This is a genomic window from Micromonospora sp. NPDC048040 (assembly GCF_055587185.1).
The window spans coordinates 1-18,670 of record NZ_JBVJGT010000056.1 but is presented as its reverse complement, the minus strand read 5'-3'; the positions used below and the strand labels follow the sequence as shown (position 1 = coordinate 18,670).

At 68.2% G+C, this 18,670-nt stretch carries 17 protein-coding genes; 5 read left to right on the top strand and 12 right to left on the bottom strand.

Annotated features, from left to right (window positions below; translation table 11 throughout):
* Positions 1-27: 27 nt before the first annotated feature.
* From ACZ6O2_RS30850 to ACZ6O2_RS30840, 3 genes are all read right to left on the bottom strand, one after another.
* On the bottom strand, positions 28-522 hold the full coding sequence (locus ACZ6O2_RS30850; protein WP_466025359.1) for a helix-turn-helix domain-containing protein: 495 nt from the start codon (positions 520-522) through the stop codon (positions 28-30).
* A gap of 218 nt (positions 523-740) precedes the next feature.
* The gene (locus ACZ6O2_RS30845) at positions 741-2,231 is read right to left on the bottom strand and encodes a WD40 repeat domain-containing protein (RefSeq protein WP_466025358.1); all 1,491 of its coding nucleotides are present in this window, start codon (positions 2,229-2,231) and stop codon (positions 741-743) included.
* A 195-nt stretch (positions 2,232-2,426) separates the two neighbouring features.
* Positions 2,427-2,774, bottom strand: coding sequence for a VOC family protein (locus ACZ6O2_RS30840; protein ID WP_466025357.1), 348 nt, complete (start codon positions 2,772-2,774; stop codon positions 2,427-2,429).
* Between the two features lie 527 nt (positions 2,775-3,301).
* Between ACZ6O2_RS30840 and ACZ6O2_RS30835 the strand changes: the two genes are divergently transcribed.
* Entirely contained in the window at positions 3,302-3,586 is a 285-nt protein-coding gene (locus ACZ6O2_RS30835; protein ID WP_466025356.1) for a hypothetical protein, read from the top strand.
* A 294-nt stretch (positions 3,587-3,880) separates the two neighbouring features.
* On the opposite strand, the gene mraY is transcribed toward ACZ6O2_RS30835, so the two are convergent.
* Both mraY and ACZ6O2_RS30825 read right to left on the bottom strand, forming a co-directional pair.
* The gene (gene mraY, locus ACZ6O2_RS30830; RefSeq protein WP_466025378.1) at positions 3,881-4,984 is read right to left on the bottom strand and encodes a phospho-N-acetylmuramoyl-pentapeptide-transferase; all 1,104 of its coding nucleotides are present in this window, start codon (positions 4,982-4,984) and stop codon (positions 3,881-3,883) included.
* 28 nt (positions 4,985-5,012) lie between these two features.
* A complete protein-coding gene (locus ACZ6O2_RS30825) occupies positions 5,013-5,633 on the bottom strand; it encodes a DinB family protein (protein ID WP_466025355.1) in 621 nt (206 codons plus the stop codon).
* A 375-nt stretch (positions 5,634-6,008) separates the two neighbouring features.
* On the opposite strand from ACZ6O2_RS30825, the gene ACZ6O2_RS30820 reads away from it, so the two are divergent.
* Positions 6,009-6,575 (top strand): sigma-70 family RNA polymerase sigma factor, encoded by a 567-nt coding sequence (locus ACZ6O2_RS30820; RefSeq protein WP_466025354.1) that lies wholly within the window; start codon positions 6,009-6,011, stop codon positions 6,573-6,575.
* Positions 6,576-6,767: 192 nt separating this feature from the next.
* Here the strand turns inward: ACZ6O2_RS30820 and ACZ6O2_RS30815 are convergent, their stop codons facing one another.
* The 3 genes from ACZ6O2_RS30815 to ACZ6O2_RS30805 all read right to left on the bottom strand — a co-directional run bounded on the left by ACZ6O2_RS30815 (position 6,768) and on the right by ACZ6O2_RS30805 (position 9,672).
* Positions 6,768-7,634 (bottom strand): cytochrome c biogenesis CcdA family protein, encoded by an 867-nt coding sequence (locus ACZ6O2_RS30815; RefSeq protein WP_466025353.1) that lies wholly within the window; start codon positions 7,632-7,634, stop codon positions 6,768-6,770.
* 6 nt (positions 7,635-7,640) lie between these two features.
* Positions 7,641-8,396, bottom strand: coding sequence for a DsbA family protein (locus ACZ6O2_RS30810; RefSeq protein ID WP_466025352.1), 756 nt, complete (start codon positions 8,394-8,396; stop codon positions 7,641-7,643).
* A 73-nt stretch (positions 8,397-8,469) separates the two neighbouring features.
* Positions 8,470-9,672, bottom strand: coding sequence for an MFS transporter (locus ACZ6O2_RS30805; protein WP_466025351.1), 1,203 nt, complete (start codon positions 9,670-9,672; stop codon positions 8,470-8,472).
* Here ACZ6O2_RS30805 and ACZ6O2_RS30800 point away from each other — a divergent pair.
* The gene (locus ACZ6O2_RS30800) at positions 9,662-10,033 is read left to right on the top strand and encodes a hypothetical protein (protein WP_466025350.1); all 372 of its coding nucleotides are present in this window, start codon (positions 9,662-9,664) and stop codon (positions 10,031-10,033) included. The genes ACZ6O2_RS30805 and ACZ6O2_RS30800 overlap by 11 nt on opposite strands.
* A gap of 155 nt (positions 10,034-10,188) precedes the next feature.
* On the opposite strand, the gene trxA is transcribed toward ACZ6O2_RS30800, so the two are convergent.
* Positions 10,189-10,518, bottom strand: coding sequence for a thioredoxin (trxA, locus tag ACZ6O2_RS30795; RefSeq protein ID WP_466025349.1), 330 nt, complete (start codon positions 10,516-10,518; stop codon positions 10,189-10,191).
* 17 nt (positions 10,519-10,535) lie between these two features.
* Positions 10,536-11,552, bottom strand: coding sequence for a thioredoxin-disulfide reductase (gene trxB, locus ACZ6O2_RS30790; protein WP_466025348.1), 1,017 nt, complete (start codon positions 11,550-11,552; stop codon positions 10,536-10,538).
* Between the two features lie 202 nt (positions 11,553-11,754).
* Here trxB and ACZ6O2_RS30785 point away from each other — a divergent pair, with 202 nt between their 5' ends.
* A complete protein-coding gene (locus tag ACZ6O2_RS30785) occupies positions 11,755-12,414 on the top strand; it encodes a GntR family transcriptional regulator (protein ID WP_350705183.1) in 660 nt (219 codons plus the stop codon).
* A 357-nt stretch (positions 12,415-12,771) separates the two neighbouring features.
* Here the strand turns inward: ACZ6O2_RS30785 and ACZ6O2_RS30780 are convergent, their stop codons facing one another.
* Both ACZ6O2_RS30780 and ACZ6O2_RS30775 read right to left on the bottom strand, forming a co-directional pair.
* Positions 12,772-13,017, bottom strand: a complete 246-nt coding sequence (locus tag ACZ6O2_RS30780; protein WP_466025347.1) for a hypothetical protein — start codon at positions 13,015-13,017, stop codon at positions 12,772-12,774.
* Between the two features lie 197 nt (positions 13,018-13,214).
* A complete protein-coding gene (locus tag ACZ6O2_RS30775; RefSeq protein ID WP_466025346.1) occupies positions 13,215-15,335 on the bottom strand; it encodes a helix-turn-helix transcriptional regulator in 2,121 nt (706 codons plus the stop codon).
* A gap of 952 nt (positions 15,336-16,287) precedes the next feature.
* Between ACZ6O2_RS30775 and ACZ6O2_RS30770 the strand changes: the two genes are divergently transcribed.
* Complete coding sequence (locus tag ACZ6O2_RS30770; RefSeq protein ID WP_466025345.1) at positions 16,288-18,609, top strand: hypothetical protein; 2,322 nt, start codon at positions 16,288-16,290, stop codon at positions 18,607-18,609.
* The last annotated feature ends 61 nt before the right edge of the window (positions 18,610-18,670 follow it).

The window sequence follows — 18,670 nt, the reverse complement described above, 5'->3', positions numbered from 1 at the left end:
TGATTCGATCGGGCCTCCGTCCGAGCACTACCGGCGCGGATCTCCGGCACGACTGCCTGCGGTACGGGTGTCGAACCGTCGGCGGTACTCCGACGGCGAGGTGTCGAAGGCCGCGGCGAAGCTCCGCCGCAACGTGACACTGCTGCCGAAACCGCATTCGGCAGCGACCTGACCGATCGACAGTTCCGTCGACTCCAGCAGTCGACGGGCCTCGTCGAGGCGCTGACGCTTGACCCAGACGGCCGGGGTGACGCCGGTAGATGCCTGGAACGCCCGGATGAAGGCGCGCCGGCTCATGTGAGCGACGCCAGCCAGCCGCTCGACCGTAAGGGGTTCCGCCAGGTGCCGGCAGAGCCCACCCCAGCACTTCGGTGATCGGGTCGTCGGAGGAGTGCGGGGGTAGGGGCCGCTCGATGTACTGCGCCTGCCCGCCCGCACGGTGCGGGGCCACCACGAGATTGCGAGCCACCCGGTTGGCCACCGCTGCGCCGAGCCTGCTGCGGACGAGGTGCAGGCATGCATCGATCGCCGCCGCCCTCCCGGCCGTGGTCAACACGTCACCGTGATCGATGTACAGCACGGAGGCATCCGTGTCGACACCGGGGTGTCGGGCGGCGAGCAGGTCGACGGCCTGCCAGTGCGTTACGGCCGCGCGTCGGGACAGCAGGCCTGCATCGGCGGCGGCCGGCCCGAACTACACCGGCCAACCCACCGTCAGCTCCCACTACACGCCAACAGAGTCACCGTCCCTCGATGAGACCGCTGGCGAGGGACAGGGCGAGGAGTCCGTCGTCGTGCCCGATCATCAGCACGTCACCAGCGCTGAGCAGGCAGCGCGGTCGGATGTCGAGTGGCACGAGGGCAACGCTGCCACGCAGCGGCTCCCACACCCGTAGGTTGCGGTCCGCCCGGCTCGCTGTCACCACGACGATGCCGTCGCCGGCCGCCGGTAGAGCGACGATGCCGACCACGTCGCGGTGGGCCAGGTCGGGCGGCAAAGGGTCGCCCAGCCGCACGCCGAAGGTCTCCCAGATCGATACCGCGCCGTTGCGGTCGGCCAGCAGGACCGGCTTGCGATACCCGAGCCGTTCAGGTGACACGGCAACGCCGATGAGGCGTTGGTGGCCGATCGCGACGAGCTTGCGCGAGTCGGGTGCCATCGTCGAACGGTCGCCGTGAACGGCTGTCGACCCCCACACGTCGACGGTGCAGTCGCCGTACACGGTGACGACGTCGGTGCCGCTCCACGGCGGCTGATTGACGAAGTCGACTGCCGTCATTGCGGCCACGGGCCGGCCGGCACGATGGAACAGCTCGGTCAGCGGGTTGCGGGTCACCGGGTCCCACAGCCGGACCGCGCCGTCGGTGTCGCCGACGGCGAGCACGGTACGGCCGTCGCGGAGTCTTGCCAGCCAGTCGACGGTTCCCGGATGTGGGTCGGTCGGCATGAGGATTGGGGCGAGCGACCCGATCTGTGCCGTGCCGGCGGCCACCGGGCCGTCCAGTGGTCGACCGGTCGAGGCATCCCACCAACGCAGAGTGCCGCCGTCGCCAGCTACGACTATGACGGCACGGCCGTCGGGCAACGCGACCGACGCCACCGCCACGGCCGGGCCGTCGAGCGGCGGCCCGATCGGCGACCCGGAAACGACGTCCCACAACCTGGCCGCATCGCTGCCAGCCGCCGCGATGACTGACGGTCGGCCCGCCACCAGCGTCAGCGCATCGACCGGGCCGGCATCGGAGCGCCACATCGTACGCACCGCGACCTGCGTCCTGAGCAGTTCCCGATCGGGGGGCGCAGGGAACCCTGCGACCCCGTCGGCGATCGTCGCCGACGAGACACCCCCGCAGGACTGCGGCTCGTCGACCTCGTCGTTTCGGTCCACCGTGAACAGCACACCCTGCGCGCCCGCGTACTGGCTCTGCGCATCGTCGGCGACGTCGACCGGCTCGGCGTCATTCGCATCGCTCATGACGTCGGCGATCGCCCACACCACGCCGCAGTCCAGGCAACGCACATGCCCGGCCAGCCGGGCGAGCGTTCGCGCCCATGGCGCGGCCTCGGCCGACCTGGTCGCCACCATCGCGGCAACCAGGCACCAGACCGCGCTCGGCGACGCCTGTAACGGCACACCTGCAACGGCGAGTCGCCGGGCGGTCTCGAAGAAGCCAGTCCAGCCCGAGCCCAGAATCTGGTCGTGGTGTGCCCGTTCGATCGCGTCCGCCACCGCCTGCCACGGCCCGGCTGTGTCGGATTCCGAGGCGACCGTCGGCGCAGCGCCTCGACACCCGGGTCCCGCCCCGCTCCCCGTCGGGTGGGTCAACGGCACACGGCATGGCAATTCACTGGCGCTCGATTGAACGACGGGGGGACGGGGGAATGGCGGTCTGAGGTCACCACGCCTGCAGCGCGGGGCCCGTGATCATCTGGTCGTCGAGACCTCTCCGCCGATTCCGGTCTCGTTGCCGTCGCTGTCGTGGAAGACGTACTTCCAGACCGAGTCGTGCTTCTCAACGTCGACCGGCTCCAGGCCCTGTCCGGAGATCCTCGCAACCTCGGCGACTGGGTCGTCGACCCAAATCATGCTAACAGCTCCACCGGCCCGGTCGGGATCCTGGATGATGTACACGTACCGATCCTCGGCCAACCGCCAGACCGCCTCGATCTCGTTCGGATAGAAGGCCGGTTCAGCACCGAGCAGCCGCTTGTACCACTCCAGGGCGCTGCCATAGTCACGCACCGGGATGCCCGCAAACACTCCTACCGCCATGTCTGTCTCCTCAGTCGATGTCGAGCCCGACCGGCGCCGGGCCCTGAAGGAAAGACCAGACCTGGCAGCGAAACCTGACGGGGTCGACCCGATCGCCTTCGGACGGGTCCCGCGCCCAGGTTACCCCTTGCAGTGGCGGTGTGCGCGGTGCTGGCTGGCGCAGTCACGTCCGTCGCGATCGCGGACTGGGCACGGGATCTGGACCGGACCATCGGATACCACCGCAGCAACGGTGAACCCAACCTCGCCACAGCCACCAGACGCGCCAACCGCCGACCCCACGACCTCATCGACACGGTGACCAGGAGTAATCCGACTGCGCAATGTCCCTGGGGCTGTCCCGACGCAGCCACACCCAATCCGCGTCGGTGTGAAAGGGCAGCCGACTTCCCTGTCAAGGCCTTGCTCATGCCCGGCTCCCCTAGCGTCAACAGTCTGACGGGACGATACGGATGCTGTCGGCTCAGTAGGCGATCGTGAGGGCTGACGGGCTAGCGGAACGTGTCACGCAGGTCCACCACCGAGTCGTGAAGGTCCACGCCGCGGACTGCCGCAAGAAGGACGGCTGCTCCTGCCGATCCTCGGTTTGTCACCCGTTCGGCCACACCTGCCCGCACGGTGTCGAGTTGCGCTGCGGCCAGCGCCACAAGGCCGGCGACAGCCAGCTCGGAAAGCCACCCTGCCTGGACTGGGCCGTCATCGAGACGCTGCGCCACACTGGCGTCCGGCTGGAAGAACTACTGGAGATCAATCACCTGGCGCTCATCTCCTATCAGCTGCCCGACACCGCTGAGGTCGTCGCGCTGTTGTAGATCGTTCCCTCCAAGTCTGACCGTGAGCGACTGCTGGTCACACCGGAACTGGCCAGCGTCCTCGCCGCAATCATCGCCCGCCTCCGCGACCACACCGGCAGCATCCCCCTGGTCGCCCGCTACGACGCCCACGAGCGCACCATCGGCCCGATGCTGCCTCACCTATTCCAAACACGTCATCGACGCGAGGTCATCAGCGCTCGCCGTGCTCAAACCCCGCTCACCGCCCCCGCGCTCACCGGTCTGCACGACGCCGTCAGCGTCGGTGGCACGACACAGGCTTGTCGCGTGACTTCATCCAACGACCGCCAAGTAATCCGAGTAGAACAGGCCCAGGCCGACCGCCACGCAGACGCCAGCCACGATCCAGAACCGGACCACAATATTGATTTCGCTCCAGCCGGCCAACTCGAAATGGTGGTGCAACGGCACCATCCGGAAGACACGTCTACCGGTGGTCCGGAACGAGACGATCTGGATCACCCAGGTCGTCGTGATGATGACGAAGAGCCCGCCGATCATGATCGAAAGCAGCGTGGTGCGGGTTGCCACCGCGAGCCCGCCGATCAGGCCGCCGAGCCCGAGCGAGCCCACGTCACCCATGAAGATCCGCGCCGGGGACGTGTTCCACCACAGGAAGCCCACGCAGGCAGCGGCCGCCGCCGCCGCGATCATGGCGATCTCCAGGGGATCCCGGACCTGGTAGCAGTAGTCGTTAACGCGGGCGTACGCGTCGTCGGCGCACCAGTGCCGGTACTGCCAGAAGCCGATCAGCGCGTACGCGCCGAGCACCAGGATCGACGCGCCGGTGGCCAAGCCGTCGAGGCCGTCGGTGAGGTTCACGCCGTTCGACATCGCCATGATCACGAAGACGAAGACCATGACCGCGCCCACCTTGCCGACGTCCAGCCAGCTGATGTCGCGGATAAGCGAGATGTGCTCGCTGGCCACGGTCTGGCCGTTGGTGCTCGGCACGTAGAGCGCGGCGATGGCGAACCCGCCGCCAACGATCGCCTGGCCGAGCAGCTTGCCTTTGGCGGACAGTCCGTCGGAGTTGCGCCGGCGCACCTTGAGGATGTCGTCGAAGAAGCCGACCGCGCCGCAGAAGACGAACAGCCCGAGCAGCACCAGGGCCGTCATGGTCGGCCCCTCCTGCGCGAGCTGCCGCTCGGGCAGGGTGGTCAGTGCGATATGCCCGGCGACGTAGGCGAAGACAGTCGCCACGATGAAGACGACGCCGCCCATCGTGGGCGTGCCCTTCTTGCCCTGGTTGCTGGCGAGCCCGATGGATCGGATCGGCTGGCCGGCCTTGAGCGCGGTGAAGACGCGAATCGCCACCGGCGTGCCGAACAGGGAGATGATGAACGCGACCGCGGCCGCGACGATGACCGCCCTCACGGGCGAACCTCCACGAGATCCGGATGTCTCACGACGTCCCCACCGGGCAATGCGTGTCGGACAGGTCGGCATGATGCGAGCAGTCGGCCGCTTCCTGCGCAGCCCGCTCGATCTTCGCCCAGTACGCCTCCCGGGCCGCCGTGTCGATCTGCTCCTCGTACTCAGCCATCACCCCAGTCCGGCCATCGAGTTGCTCACGCAGGATGTCGGCGTGTCCGGCATGCCGGGTGGTGTCCTGAAGGACGTGGATCATGATGTTGAACAGCTTGACGTTGGGGCGCGGCCACCACGGCACGTGGCCAGGCGCGTCGATGGAAAGCTCTTTGATCGTCGCGTCTGCATGTTCCCAGGCACGCTGGTAGAAGTCGATGATCTGCTCGCGGGTCTCGCCCGGGGTCGCCCACAGGTCGCTGCCGTCCGCGTCCTGCCACCGCGGCAGCGGTTCCGGGAACGGGCGGTCGAAGATCTCGCCAAGATACCTGGCCTCCCAGGTCGCCAAGTGCTTCACCAGACCAAGAAGGTTTGTCCCCGTCGCTGTCAGAGGACGCCGGACGTCGTACTCGGAAAGGCCGTCGAGCTTCCAGACCAGCGCCTGACGTGTAGACCTGAGCTGGCCATGCAGGTAGTCCTTCGCGACGTCATCGATCATGGGACACGAGCATGCCATCCGACAGCGGGCGGAGCAGCCCCGGACCTCAACGCGCCGTGGTTCGCGACTCGCCGGCACCAGTCAGACGACGATCTTGCAATGCCAGGCCCGATGTTCAATCTGCGGCAAGCTGTGAGCTGGGCCCTCGCGGAGTTGAGACACCAGATTTTGCACCTTACAGCCTCGTTCACCTGACTGCCGTGCACCTCGATCGGCTTTGCGAGAGTGGTCTTGTCGACGAGCATCCTCCGCCCGCCGCGGTCGGACCGACACCACCGGCGCGTTGGCAGGCAAGACCATTTTCCAGCCTGCTCGTGCTGGTCGTCGTTCCAACAGACCGGCGGCACTGACGGCTCCGGACACGGAGACGTCAGGGTGATCGATGATGCGGACGTCACCGCGTGGGCACTCGCGGCCGGCCGCGGCGATCGGAACGCCGCTGCCCGCTTCGTCGGCGCGACGCAGCACCGTGTACGTCGCTTCCTCGCCGCACTGGCCTCTCCGGACGAGGCCGATGACCTGGCGCAGGAGACGTATCTGCGGGCGATGCGGTCGCTGCCGTCGTTCGCCGCGCGCTCGTCTGCGTTGACGTGGCTGCTCAGTATCGCTCGGCGGGTCGCTGTCGACCATGTCCGGGCGGCGTCGGCCCGGCCCCGTACGGTGCCGATGTCGGACTCCTACGACACACCCGATGTCTCGCAGAGTGATTTCGATCGGCGGGTGGTGTTGGAGCGCCTGATCGCGGCGCTGCCTGCGGGCCGACGGGAGGCGTTCGTCGCCACACAGGTCCTCGGGCTGTCCTACGTCAAGGCGGCGGAGGTGTGCGGTTGTCCGGTCGGCACGATCCGCTCCCGGGTAGGCCGGGCCCGCGAGGATCTCGTGACCGCGATAAGTACTCAGCCGGTCAGCCGACGGCAGAACCCGGTCGACGCCGCAGGCTGAGCCGGGCTCTACCTGCGGCGACGCGACCCGGGGCGTCGCCAAGACGGTCGCACGGAAAATGAGCGGCGAACGACGCTGAGGGCCGCCCCTTGGCCGTTGCTCGGGTGTCTTCGGCGTTGGCACCCGCACGAACGACGTCTCCCCCGAGCCCAAGCGCCCAGCATGACCTCGGTGCTGGGTGCGGAGGGCAGGTCATGCCTCTTGCGCCTCGTGCTTCTGATCAGCGGACGCGGTGGTGGCGTCGTTGCGGGTACTGGTGCGTTTGTGGCGCACCTGCATGAGGCTCCATGCGGTCAGTGCGGCGGCGATGACGATGGTGACGACGAGGAGGTCGGGGACCCTGTTGGCGCCTTGCAGAACGGCGCCCTCGAGGCGGGCCTGGTCGGCTGCGTCGAGGATGCCGCCGAGGACGGTGGTGCCGCCGGTGGCCAGCAACAGAATTCCGACGGCGACCGTGAGCGCGCCGCCGATGATGCCGGTCCAGGTGTTCCACCACCGGCCGATGGTGATCACGCGCGGGCGGACGAGGCGTTTCACGTACGGCAGTCGCCCCCACAGCAGGGCGAGCACAAGTAGGGGCAGCGCCATGCCCGCGGCGAAGATCAGCAGGACGATTCCGCCGGACAGCGCGTTGCCGGCGACGGCGGCGAACGTCAGCACAGCGCCCAGCAGCGGCCCGGCGCACACCCCGGCCAGGCCGTAGACGGTTCCGAGCGCGTACACGGCGGCGACCGACGTGCCCTCAGTGGCCTTGCGACCGGGCAGGAACGGCATCGGGATGTTCAGCAGCATGATCGCGCCGAGGACGATCACCACGATCGCGGCGACGGTGACCAGGACGAAGCGGTGCTGGTTCACGAACGCGCCGAGGGTCCCGGCGAGCACCCCGAGTGGGACCAGGGTGGTGACCAGCCCGAGATAGAACACACCGGTGCGGGCGACAATCGCGGCGGGACTGCTGAACGCATAGGAGAAGAACGCCGGTAGCAACATCGCCGAGCACGGGCTCAGCAGCGTGAGCACGCCGCCGAGGAAGGCACCCAGCAGACCGAGATCCACGGCGATCTACTTCGCCTGCGTCAGCGCCGTGTCGAGGAAATCGCGGAACGTGCCGAGTGGCTGCGCGCCCGACAGCGCAGTGGTCCCGGCGACGAAGAACGGCACGCTGTTGACGCCGAGCTGCTGTGCCGATCGGGTGCTCTCCTGCGCGGCCGCGCGAAGCTTCGGGTCGTCGAGATCGGCCGTGTACCGGTCGATGTCGGGCACACCCGCCTTCTTGGCGAACGCGATGAGCGTCTCCCTGGGCAGATTCGGGTGCCCTCGCTCCGGTGCGGCGTCGTACACGGTGGTCACGAACTCCATGAACTTGCCTTGCTTCGCCGCCGCCCGCGCAGCGACCGCGGCATCCTCGGACTGCTCGCCGAAGAACGCCACGTCGTGGAACTCGACGCGCACCTTGCCCGCGTCGACGTACTCCTTGATCAGCGTGGGCAGAGTGTCCCTGCTGAACACCGCGCAGTACGGGCATCGCAGGTCCGTCCACTGCGTGAGCACGACCGGTGCGTCGACCTCGCCGATCGCCATCGGATCGTCGGCGTCCCGGCGTACAAAAACTGGGTCGCCTGTCGCTTCCTCGGACCGTTCCGATGACGCCGATTTCGAAGGTGCCGATGCGCTGGTCGGGCTCTGCCCGGGCAGCGACTGAGCTGCCACCACTACCCCGAGGAACGCGGCGATCACGCCCAGCACGAGGTTGAGCCGTCGTGAACGGCGATACTTCGCCTCCATCACCTGCAGTGAGGCCTTTGTCGAAGAGGTCACCCCGCTAGGATACAAGATGGATCCAAAGGGCGGCTGGCACCCCGTGACCGGCGGCAGGGCGCGAGCGCCGCGCTCACAATGCGTTCGGGGCGAGTGCGCGGGTGGCCATGAGGACGGTGAGTGGGATGAGCGTGATGATCGCGAGGATGGACAGCGCCGAGAAGCTGGTGAGAGCGAGCAGGGGGCCGGCGGCGAATGCTGCGGTTGCGCCGCAGAGGTTCGAGAGCGCGTCGACGCCTCCTTGGGATGCGGCACGTGTCTGGGTGGCGACGGCGGTGCTGAACAGTGCCGATCCGGCGACGTTGACGAACGACCAGCCGACCCCGAGCAGGATCAGCGACACGATGATCCACGCGGTGTCGTCGGGTTTCACGGCGCCGATCACGAGCGAGGCGAGGAAGATGACGATGCCGGTGCTGATCGTGAACCGGTGACCGCGCCGGTCGGCGATCAGGCCCACGAGCGGGGAGAGGCCATACATTCCGGCGATGTGCAGGCTGATCGTGATCCCGATGATGCTGATCGATCCGCCTTGGTGGGCGACGTGAACCGGGGTCATGGTCATGACCGAGACCATCACCACCTGGGCGGTGAGAATCGCGATCATCGCCACTCGGGCCCGCCGGTTCGTGCGGAGCTCGATGAGCACCTGGCGGATGCGGCCGGGGCGCTTGCCCGCGGGAGTGCTCAGTGGCGTCTGAGCAGGCTGATCGAGCAGGAGGAGAGGGTCGGGGCGCAGCCACACGAACACGACGAGGCCGGCGAGGGCGAGGCAGATCGCGGCGATGAGGAACGCGCTGGCGAAGATGGTGAGCCCGGTGGCGGCACCGACGAGCTCGCCGGGCACGCCGAGGTTCGGGCCGAGGACGGAGCCGAGTGTTCCCACCCAGACGACCAGGGCGAGTGAGCGGGCTTTGTGTCGGGGTTCGGCGAGATCTGTCGCAGCGAATCGTGATTGGAGGCTCACCGCGGAGCCTGCGCCGATCAGGAGGAGGCCGATGAAGAGCGGGACGACCATGCTCCACTGTGCCGCGGCGACCAACAGTGCTCCGCCGGCGGCGGCCATCCACCATCCGCCGCTGAGGGCGACGCGACGTCCGCGGCGCGCGGCGAGGTTCCCCAGTGGCAGGCCCAGGAGCGCCGCACCGAGTGTGCTGGCGGTACGGGCCAGCCCTGCCCAGGCTTCGTTGTCGGTGACCTCTCCTGCCAGCAGCACACCGATCGAGGGTGCGACGCCGACGCCGACGGTGCCGATGATCTGCGCGATGACGAGCACTGTCATCGTGCGTCGTTGGACGGCGTCGATGGTCGGACCCGTCCGGGTGAGGGAGGCGCTGTCGGCGCGGGCCGAGCATTGGGGTTCTAGCACGTGCTTCCTTGTCTGCGTGACGTTCTGGATTTCCGGGCGGGGCAGCAGCTGGATGCGGTGCCCGCAGGTGAGACGCGGCGCCGGTCCGGTGCACGACGTCGTTGAGGTCGGCGATCAGGTCGTGGACATGCCCGAGTCCGACACCGAGCCGGATCAGGCCGAGGGTGATACCGGCGTCGAGGAGCTGATCCGGGTGAGCTGCGAGTGGGCGATCGATGCCGGATGGATCACGAGGGATCGCACACTTCCGATGTGGGGAAGCGGCTGAAGAGTGTGAGCTTTCGACTGATGCTCGGCCGGCGTCGATGCCGCCGGTGATCTCGGAGGAGAACGCGGCACCGACGCCGACACCGTGCGGCGCGTACGTGGTGGCGGGCGTGCCACGGGTTGGAGGGCAGGCCCGCGTGGTCGCACCGCCCCGTATCAGGCGAGAACGTCACCCAGCAGTTGCGATTCGATGACCCGCTTCGGTGCCGCTCCCACCATCTCCTTGGTGACCATCCCGGCGGAGAACACCTTCAACACGGGGATCGAGGTGATGCCGTACCTCGCGGCGGTCGCAGGGTTCTCGTCGACATTCAGCTTGAACACACTCAGCTTGTCGACGTGCTCATCGGCGATCTGCTCCACGATCGGGCTCAGTGCACGGCAGGGCGGACACCATGCAGCCCAGAACTGGACCAGGACCGGCTTGTCGGCGGCGAGGACATCCGCCTGGAAGGATGTGTCGGTGACGGGACGCGCAGCGGACATGGGTGTTCCTTCTTCCTCTAGACGACCGCGGTTTCGCGAGTCGGGTCCGGTTCAGCTCGGCTGGAGGCATCCGCGCGCGCTTGCACGGCACGCGAGAGGACGGCATCGGGCATAGAGGCCAGGAAGTGTTCGGCGTCCAGTGCTGCTGTCGCGCCGGAAGCGGCGGCCGTGATCGCCTGCCGATAGCGCGGGTCGATGACGTCCCCGGCGGCGAAGACCCCGGGCAGCCCGGTCCGGGAGCTGCGCCCCTCGACGGCGATCGTGCCCTGTTCGGTCAAGGGAAGCTGCCCGTGGACGAGGTGGACGCGCGGATCATGGCCGATGGCCACGAACACTCCGGCCACAGCCAGGGATCCCTCCCGGCCGGATACGGTGTCGCGCAGTCGCAGCCTCTCCACGGTGGCGTCGCCGGCAATGCCGACGACCTCGCTGTTCCAGACGAACGAGATCTTCTCGTTCGCGAACGCTCGTTCCTGCATGATCTTCGACGCCCGAAGACTGTCGCGCCGGTGCACCACGTGAACCTTCGACGCGAACCTGGTCAGGAACAGCGCTTCTTCAATCGCGGAATCGCCGCCGCCGATCACGGCGATCTCCCGATCACGGAAGAACGCACCGTCACAGGTCGCGCACCACGAGACGCCGCGACCAGCAAGCCGGTCCTCATCGGCGAGGCCGAGCCTGCGGTACGCCGACCCGGTGGCGATGATCACTGCAAGCGCCTTGAGGGCCGCTCCAGAGCTCAGCTCGACCGTCTTGACCTCGCCGGCCAGCGACACCGCCGTGACATCGTCCAAGATCACCTGCGCACCGAACCGTTGCGCCTGGGCCTGCATCCGCGTCATCAACTCCGGGCCCATGACCCCCTCGGGGAACCCGGGGAAGTTTTCGACCTCGGTCGTGTTCATCAACTCACCGCCCGCCTCGACCGAGGAGGCGACGACCAGCGGGCGCAGGTTCGCGCGGGCCGCGTAGACCGCAGCGGTGTAGCCGGCCGGCCCTGAGCCGATGATGATGAGCTGCCTCACGGGCACTCCCTTCCTCTCGCGCCCGTCCGATGGGTGCTTCCCGGACAACGCCTGCCGACAGCGTTGGATTCCGATAGGACGCAACTTGTATCCTAGATGCCGAGGCTCGTTCCCACCAACCGGGCGGCAGGGCCGGTATGCTATGCCGGCTGAATGCCAGTTGTACTGAATCGGGAACAAGATGTTCCGAGGGGGAGGTGGGCCGCGAGTGACGTCCGCTGCTGGCGAGTCAGCCACCGACCAGGCGTACCGCAGGATCCGCGACGACATTCTCGGCGGCGTGTTCCCCAGCGGAACCATGCTCGGGGAAGCGGCGCTGGCCGCACAGATCGGCGTAAGTCGCACCCCCGTCCGCACCGCCCTGGCCCGATTGCAGGACGAAGGGTGGATCACGATCTACCCCAAGCGCGGCGCCCTGGTCCAAGGACTCAGCGACCGCGCGATCAAAGACCTGGCCGACGCCCGTCTCATCCTCGAGGTCACCTCCGTTCGACGCGCCTCAAGCCAAGCGCTTGAGATGCTCGCAGACCGTCTTGACCAAGCGGTCGTCGAACAGGAACGCGCGTTCCGGGAACGCGATCTGGACCGCTTCATCGAACTGACGATCGCGTTCCACCGATCGTTCGTGGAATCCAGCCGCAACGAGGTCATGCTGGAACTCAACGACCGCCTCGCCGATCGACAACGCTTCCTCCTGTTCAGCCACGGGGAACGCCTACTCGCACGGTGTGAGGCCATCATCGCCGAACACCAACACCTGCTCGCATCCCTACGCACCGGCGACATCACCGGGTTCGGCGACACGCTCCGCTCCCACCTCAGCGGCAACTACGGCAAACCACTCGACCCCGTGTGCCCGCCACCGTGACGACTCCGGTGCGGCCCACCAGCGGGTCCGCCGCTTCCCCAGGCTGCAGTGGTGAGGTGCACGCAAGAACCCCACCGCGCAGACGCCTGCTCGACCCGGGTCCCGATGAGCGTGGTGAGGTCCCGCTCTCCACAATCGTCACGCTCGTGCCTGCGCTCATCTGGGGAAGAGTCCGTCGCTCCCGAGGCTGAGGACCAACAAGCGGGATTCCGGTGACACGCCCGGTCGCAGCCGCCAGCGACGCCCTTGAGCTCAGGACGTTCGCCAGGAAGACTCGGGACGGCTCGTCGCCTCGCCTGAGACAGACACGGCGCAGCACGGACGCGCTTCGCCAGCAACCCGGCCGCTCGTCGTCGTTCAGCCGGCCGGATTGGGGTGTTCGGGGGGCCGCTGTCGGGCGTGACGTTTGTCGAGTACGGCGACGAGCAAAAGGACGAGGGCGGAGAGGCTGGCGGCCGCCAGCGGTGAGGTGTGGGACAGCAGTGGGGTGAGAGCCAGCAGCAGGGTGATCCCGATGATCCGGCGGCCGGACACCCGGGCGAAGACGAGGTATTCCAGGCGGGCTCGGCCGGCCAGGAAGATCACCGGCCCACCAGTGATCATCGTCAGCCACGGCGGGTAGGTGTGGCGTCGGCCGGGAAAGCCGAGCAGCAGTCGTCGTCTTGTCTGCCATGACGTGGTCCTTCCCGGACGGGATCGACGTCCCGTCCAACTGACCACACCCAGGTCAAACACGGAAATCCACGCGGTCCCGCGCCAGTCCACGAGGTTCAACCTTGACGTCGCGCTCAGCAGCGGATTCAGGGAATGAGTCCGTGGCGGCGGGCGGTGGTGACGGCGGCGGTCCGGTGGGCGGCGCCGAGTTTGCGGTAGATGGCGCGGGTCTGGGTTTTGATGGTGTTGAGGCTGACGTGCCGATGCGCCGCGATCTGCCGCAGGGTCATCGGTGCGGGTAGCAGCCGCAGCAGGGCGTGTTCTTGGGCGGTGAGTGTGGTGGGTTGGCGGGCGGCTCGCTGTGCTGGGCGGGGGTGCCGGTCGAGTCGGTCGAGGAGTTCGAGCAGCGGGCTGTGCGGGTCGGGGAACTCGTCGATCAGAGCGCGGGCCTCGGTGATGCAGCCGGCGGCGCCGACGTGATCGCCGGTGTTCAGGTACAGCTCGGCCAATTGGGTCAGACCGCAGAGAGTGGGCCAAGGGCTCATCCCGGGAGTGCGCCGACGTAGTGCGAGGGTCGGCTCGAGCAGGGTTCGCGCGCGGTCGTGCTCGCCCTGATGGATAGCGACGGCGGCTTGGGCGATGTAGGCCATGTTGGCCTGTGGCGCCTGTTGCAGGCCGAAGCGTTCGGCCAGCTCTTCTGCGGCGGCGGCGGTGGCTGCGGCCTTTTCGTGCTGGCCCAGGTGGTGTTGCGCGAGCGCGAGCACCGCGGTGGCGAGGGTACGCACCATGGGGGTAGCGGCGTGGCTGGCCGCCGCGAGGCTGAGGGGTTCGAGGGCTGCGTGCGATTTGCCGCCGAGGTAGTGAGCGCAGCCGAGGGCGGTGCGGGCCATGGCGTACCAAGGGCTGGTGGGGTCGGTTTCCTGCTCGACGGCGGTGTGCGCGGCTCCGGTCATCGGTTTGAGTCCGTCGAAACCGAAGACGGCCCGGACCAGGGCGGCGGCGGAGGTGACCGATGCCGTGCCGTCCGGTAGCGACCCTGGGTGGCCGAGGTGTTCAGCGATGCGCAGCCAGTGTTTGACGGCCGGGCGGTCGCCGCTGACGGCGGCGACCCAGGCGGCCGCGATGGCCGCCGGGGCGTTGGCGGCGACCGTGTCGGTGCCGAGGCGGTCAAGCCACGCGCGTACGGTTACCCGCCGCCCGGTGTTGATCGCCGCCATGTAGGCGGAGGCGATTGACGTGATGGCGGTGGCGGTGTCGCCGGCGGTCAGGCTGTGCTCGATCGCGTCTTCGGTGCGGCCCTGCGCGAGCAGCCAGGCGGCGGCACGGCGGTGCAGGCGTGCGAGCATGTGCGGTTCGTCGCGGTGCAACCGCTGCCGTAGGGCGTGCTGGATCAGGTGGTGGTGGCGGAACCATTCACCGGTGGTGTCCAGCGGAACCAGCAGCAGCCCGTTTGGGTGGCGCGAGTCGAGGGCGGGCAGGTCGTCGCCGGCCACCGCTTGGGCCAGGGCGGTGGTGAGTCGCTCCAGGACTGCGGTACGGGCCAGGGCCATGGCCTGCCGCCGGCTGAGGCCGTCGAGGATTTCCTCGGTGATGTAGTCGTCGAGGTGGCCGTGGCTGGCGGTCAGCTGGGCGAGCACCGTTGCCGCGTCGGTGTGGTGCCGCATCGCGCGGGCGGCCAGGTGCACCGCGACGGGCCAGCCCTCGCCGGCGTCGATCAGTGCCTGCGCGGTGCCGTCGCGCAGGTCGACCCCGGCGGTGGCGGTGGTGGCCAGCCAGGCGGCATCATCAGCGTCGAAGCGCAACTCGGTGGGACCGATCTCCAGCAGGCGCCCGCTGGCTCGAAGCCGGGCCAGGCGCAGTGGTGGGTTGCGGCGGGAGGCGACCAGAAGTTGGCAGTTGGGCGGTTGCGCCGCGACGAACGCGGCGAGCTGGCGGTGACACGCCGGTTCGGTGAGCAGATGGCAGTCGTCGAGGGCCACAGTCACCCCGGTCGTGGCGGCCTGCGGGGCGAGCGCCGCGCACACCGCGGGCAGCACTGCGGTGTCGATGTCCGGGTTTGTCTGGCGCAGTAGCCGGGCCACTGTCGTCCACCGCGGTCCCGGCGCCGCTGCGGTCAGCGCGGCGAGGATGCCCGACCACAACAGCACGGGGTCGTTGTCGCGCGCGTCGACGGCGAGCACCGCCAGGGCCCGGCGGCGGCCCGGGTGGGCGTGCCACAGTGCCAGCAGTGTGGACTTGCCGTACCCGGCGGGGGCGATCAACGTCACCAGCCGCGCCGCACCGGCATCGTCAAGTGCGGCAAGCAGCTTGGGGCGGCCTGTCCATTCGGGCTGCACGGCGCGAACATGGATCTTGGGCGCGATCAGCGCCTCCACCACACCGGCGGGTCGACGTGCCGGCCGCGCGTCAGGCCAGCCCGGCCCCATGTTGGTGGGAAGCCTCTCGGGCACCGGGTGACACACCCCCCTGCCTCCGGCGTGCACCATCGGTGCCCGATACGTCACGCACAGTATCGACAAGGGGGTGGCCTCAGTCAATCAAGGGGTTGGGCCTCCACGGACGGAACGGATACCACCGCCTGCTGCGATGCCGGCGTTGTCGCCTTGCTGACAGCCCAATCGGGCACCTTCCTGCCTCCGGCGACACCTATCCGAGGGGGCCCTCAACCACGTGGGCATCATCCGCCTTTTCACCCCTCGGGCATCCAGGGTGGGGTGATGCGCCATCACCCCTTCGAATGCGATACCTGTGGGTGGCGTCCGACCCCCGCCGATCCGCCGCCGAGCCAACGACCGGGCCCGATCCTCTCCCCTCCCGCACCATGGCGTTGATCCGTCGTTTCTGACGCTTCGAGTCGGTGCTCCTTGCAGTTGGTCGACGGGTGGTCCTCAGCCATCTCTTACTGTCCACAGCTTCTGAGAGGTGTCCCGTGCTTCTGACCGCCATCTGGCGTCCTGTCCGACCCTTGCGACGCAGGCTGATCGCCGCCGCCGCGGCATCGCGCACCACGTCCGCACGCTGTGCGGGCCCGGCAGTCCGCAGCACTTGAGCGCCACTTGATGTTTACGGCCACTCAATCGCCGCCCAGCATGACTTCCGATTTCAATATCAATCTTCGGCGGACCGGCTGTTCGCATTCTCGACTTGCACAAATACCGGTTCGCAAGATCCTGACAGTCCGCTTCGGACTTCGTTGATCCCGCGTGGAAAGGCTCATCCATGCCCGCAGCACAGAACGGTCAGCAACCCACACAGCCGGCGACCGGTCCCCTCGACGGCGCAACACCGGCAGACCTCCTACCCGCCAGCGGCGATCATCCGGTGGAGGTCGTCCGCTACCAGTCGGTGGTGCTGACCGACATACCGGGCGCGAAACCGCCCCGAAAACTGACCGGGGCCATCGACCTCGGCGAGGAGAATCTGCCGTTCTACGACCGCCCCGCCGAGGGCATGATCGTCACCACCGAGCAGAGCTGGGCGGTGAAGGGCGTGACGCTGGGCCGGCTGCTGCACAGTCTCGCCCTGGCGCCCGGGGAGAGCACCAGGGTCGCCGTCGTCGACTGGGAGCGGCGCACCCGCGGCACCGGAACCGAGGCGACCAGTGAGAAGGACCTGCTCACCAGCCGGACCGCCCAGGACCGCTCGATCTCCGAGGTGGCCAACACGATCGCCCAGGAACAGCAGCACGGCACCTCCTCGATGCAGCAGGCGTCGACGTCGACGAGCAAGGGCGGCGGCGGCGGGGTGGCTCTGTTCGGCCTGAATCTCGGCGGCACCTGGAGCAACTCGTCCAACAGCGGCTTCGCGACGAACGTCGTACGGTCCACCGGCATCCGCTCGGTCGCCTCGGACGCCGCACAGCAGATCAGCGCGCGTACCCAACAGGTGGCGACGGCGGCTCGCAGCCGGCACATGACGGTGGTCCGGGAGACCTCGCAATCGGAGAAGGAACAGGTCACCACCCGGGTGGTGACCAACTACAACCACATGCACGCCCTGTCGGTCCAGTACTACGAGGTCGTGCAGGTCTACGAGGTGACGACGAAGCCGGTGACCGCCGAGCGGTGCCTGTTCATCCCGTTGCAGGAACTCTCCTTCACGCACAACAACCTGCAGCGGTACAAGGAGGTGCTGGCCAGCGTGGCGCCGAAGGAGTGGGCCACCCGGATCCGCGACGCCAATCCACTCGAGTCGATCGTACGCAAGCTGGAAGGTTGCACCGCGACGGAGGCGCCGGCCAATCAGTTGTTCGAAGGGATCGACCTGCTCGACCTCGCGGCGTCGGCCATGGGCGTCTACGGTGTTCGGAAGCTCGACGGGGCTCCGGTGCGCTTCGATCCCGTCGCGCGGCAGTGGAATCCGCTGCCCACCACCGGCCTGCCCGCCAGTGGCCTCAAGCGGATTGCGCCGGGCAAGGACAAGGTCTGGGGTATCCGGCCCGACAACCGGCTCATGGTTTTCGACGGAACGACGTGGCACACCGATCCGCACGGCGCGGCCGGCCTAGGCGTCGCCAGTGGCAGCGACGGCACCACCATCCATTGGAATGCCTCGGAGATCTACCAGCAGGTCGGGATCGACTGGCAGAGGTCCGTCATCACTGTCGATGATCTTGCCGTGGTCAACAGCGAGCGAGTCTGGTACTGCAAGGACGGCAAGACCTTCGAACGGACGGGCACGACGTGGACCGAGCGTCCGGCGCCCGCTCCGGGCATCGTGAGCTTGACCGCGGCGCCGGACGGTGTCATCTGGGGCGTCACCGGCGACAAGAAGATCATGATGGTCGAGCCCGGCTCGTCGACATGGACACCCGGCAAGATCGGGACCGCGCCCATGACCGCAGCGCTCCCAGCCAAGATCGTTTCGGCCGGTGGTGGTGAGTTCTGGCTGATGAACGACAAGGGCGTGCTCTACCGGCTGCTGACCGCGCCGCGTGAGGCGCTCACCGCGTTCGACGACCCGCCGCCGCCGGAGTCGGGGTGGCCTACCAAGATCGACGTGTGGTGGGACAACGCCGGCATCCGCAGCGTTCGGCTCGTCATCCCCGGCCACACGTACCGCTGCGGCGACACCGGAGGCTCGGGCGTGCTGCAGCACGGATCCTACGACTTCAAGGCCGGTGAGAAGCTGCTGTCCATCGACTATTGGACCGGCACGGCCGCCCGGGGCAGCCTCGCCGGGCTGCGCCTGACGTTGCAGACCGGGGTGGTCAGCTTCGGCCCGGCCGCCGGCCCGACCACGCCGGACCTGACCGAGGACGCCGGCGGCGCCGCGATCTGCGGGCTGCTCGGGTCCACCGTCCGCAGCGGCAGCCGGACCTACATCGCCGCGCTCGGCTTCCATCTGCGCGGCGGGAAGGTGCCGCAGGCCGTCCTGGACCACCTCAACGACAACCGTCGCTACTACAGCCAGGCCGTCTGGGCGAACGCTGACGAGCTGACGCTGAGCCGCATCCTCGCCAACTACTCCTACCTGCCGCCGGGCGGCAAGGGTGACGCGGTCCCGCTAGCCTCGGTCTTTCATTTGAGTACGGTTTCATAGTCACTTCTCGATAAGCGCGATCCGCGTGATTGCCGCTGTTCTGCGGCATGCTGAGGGCCCG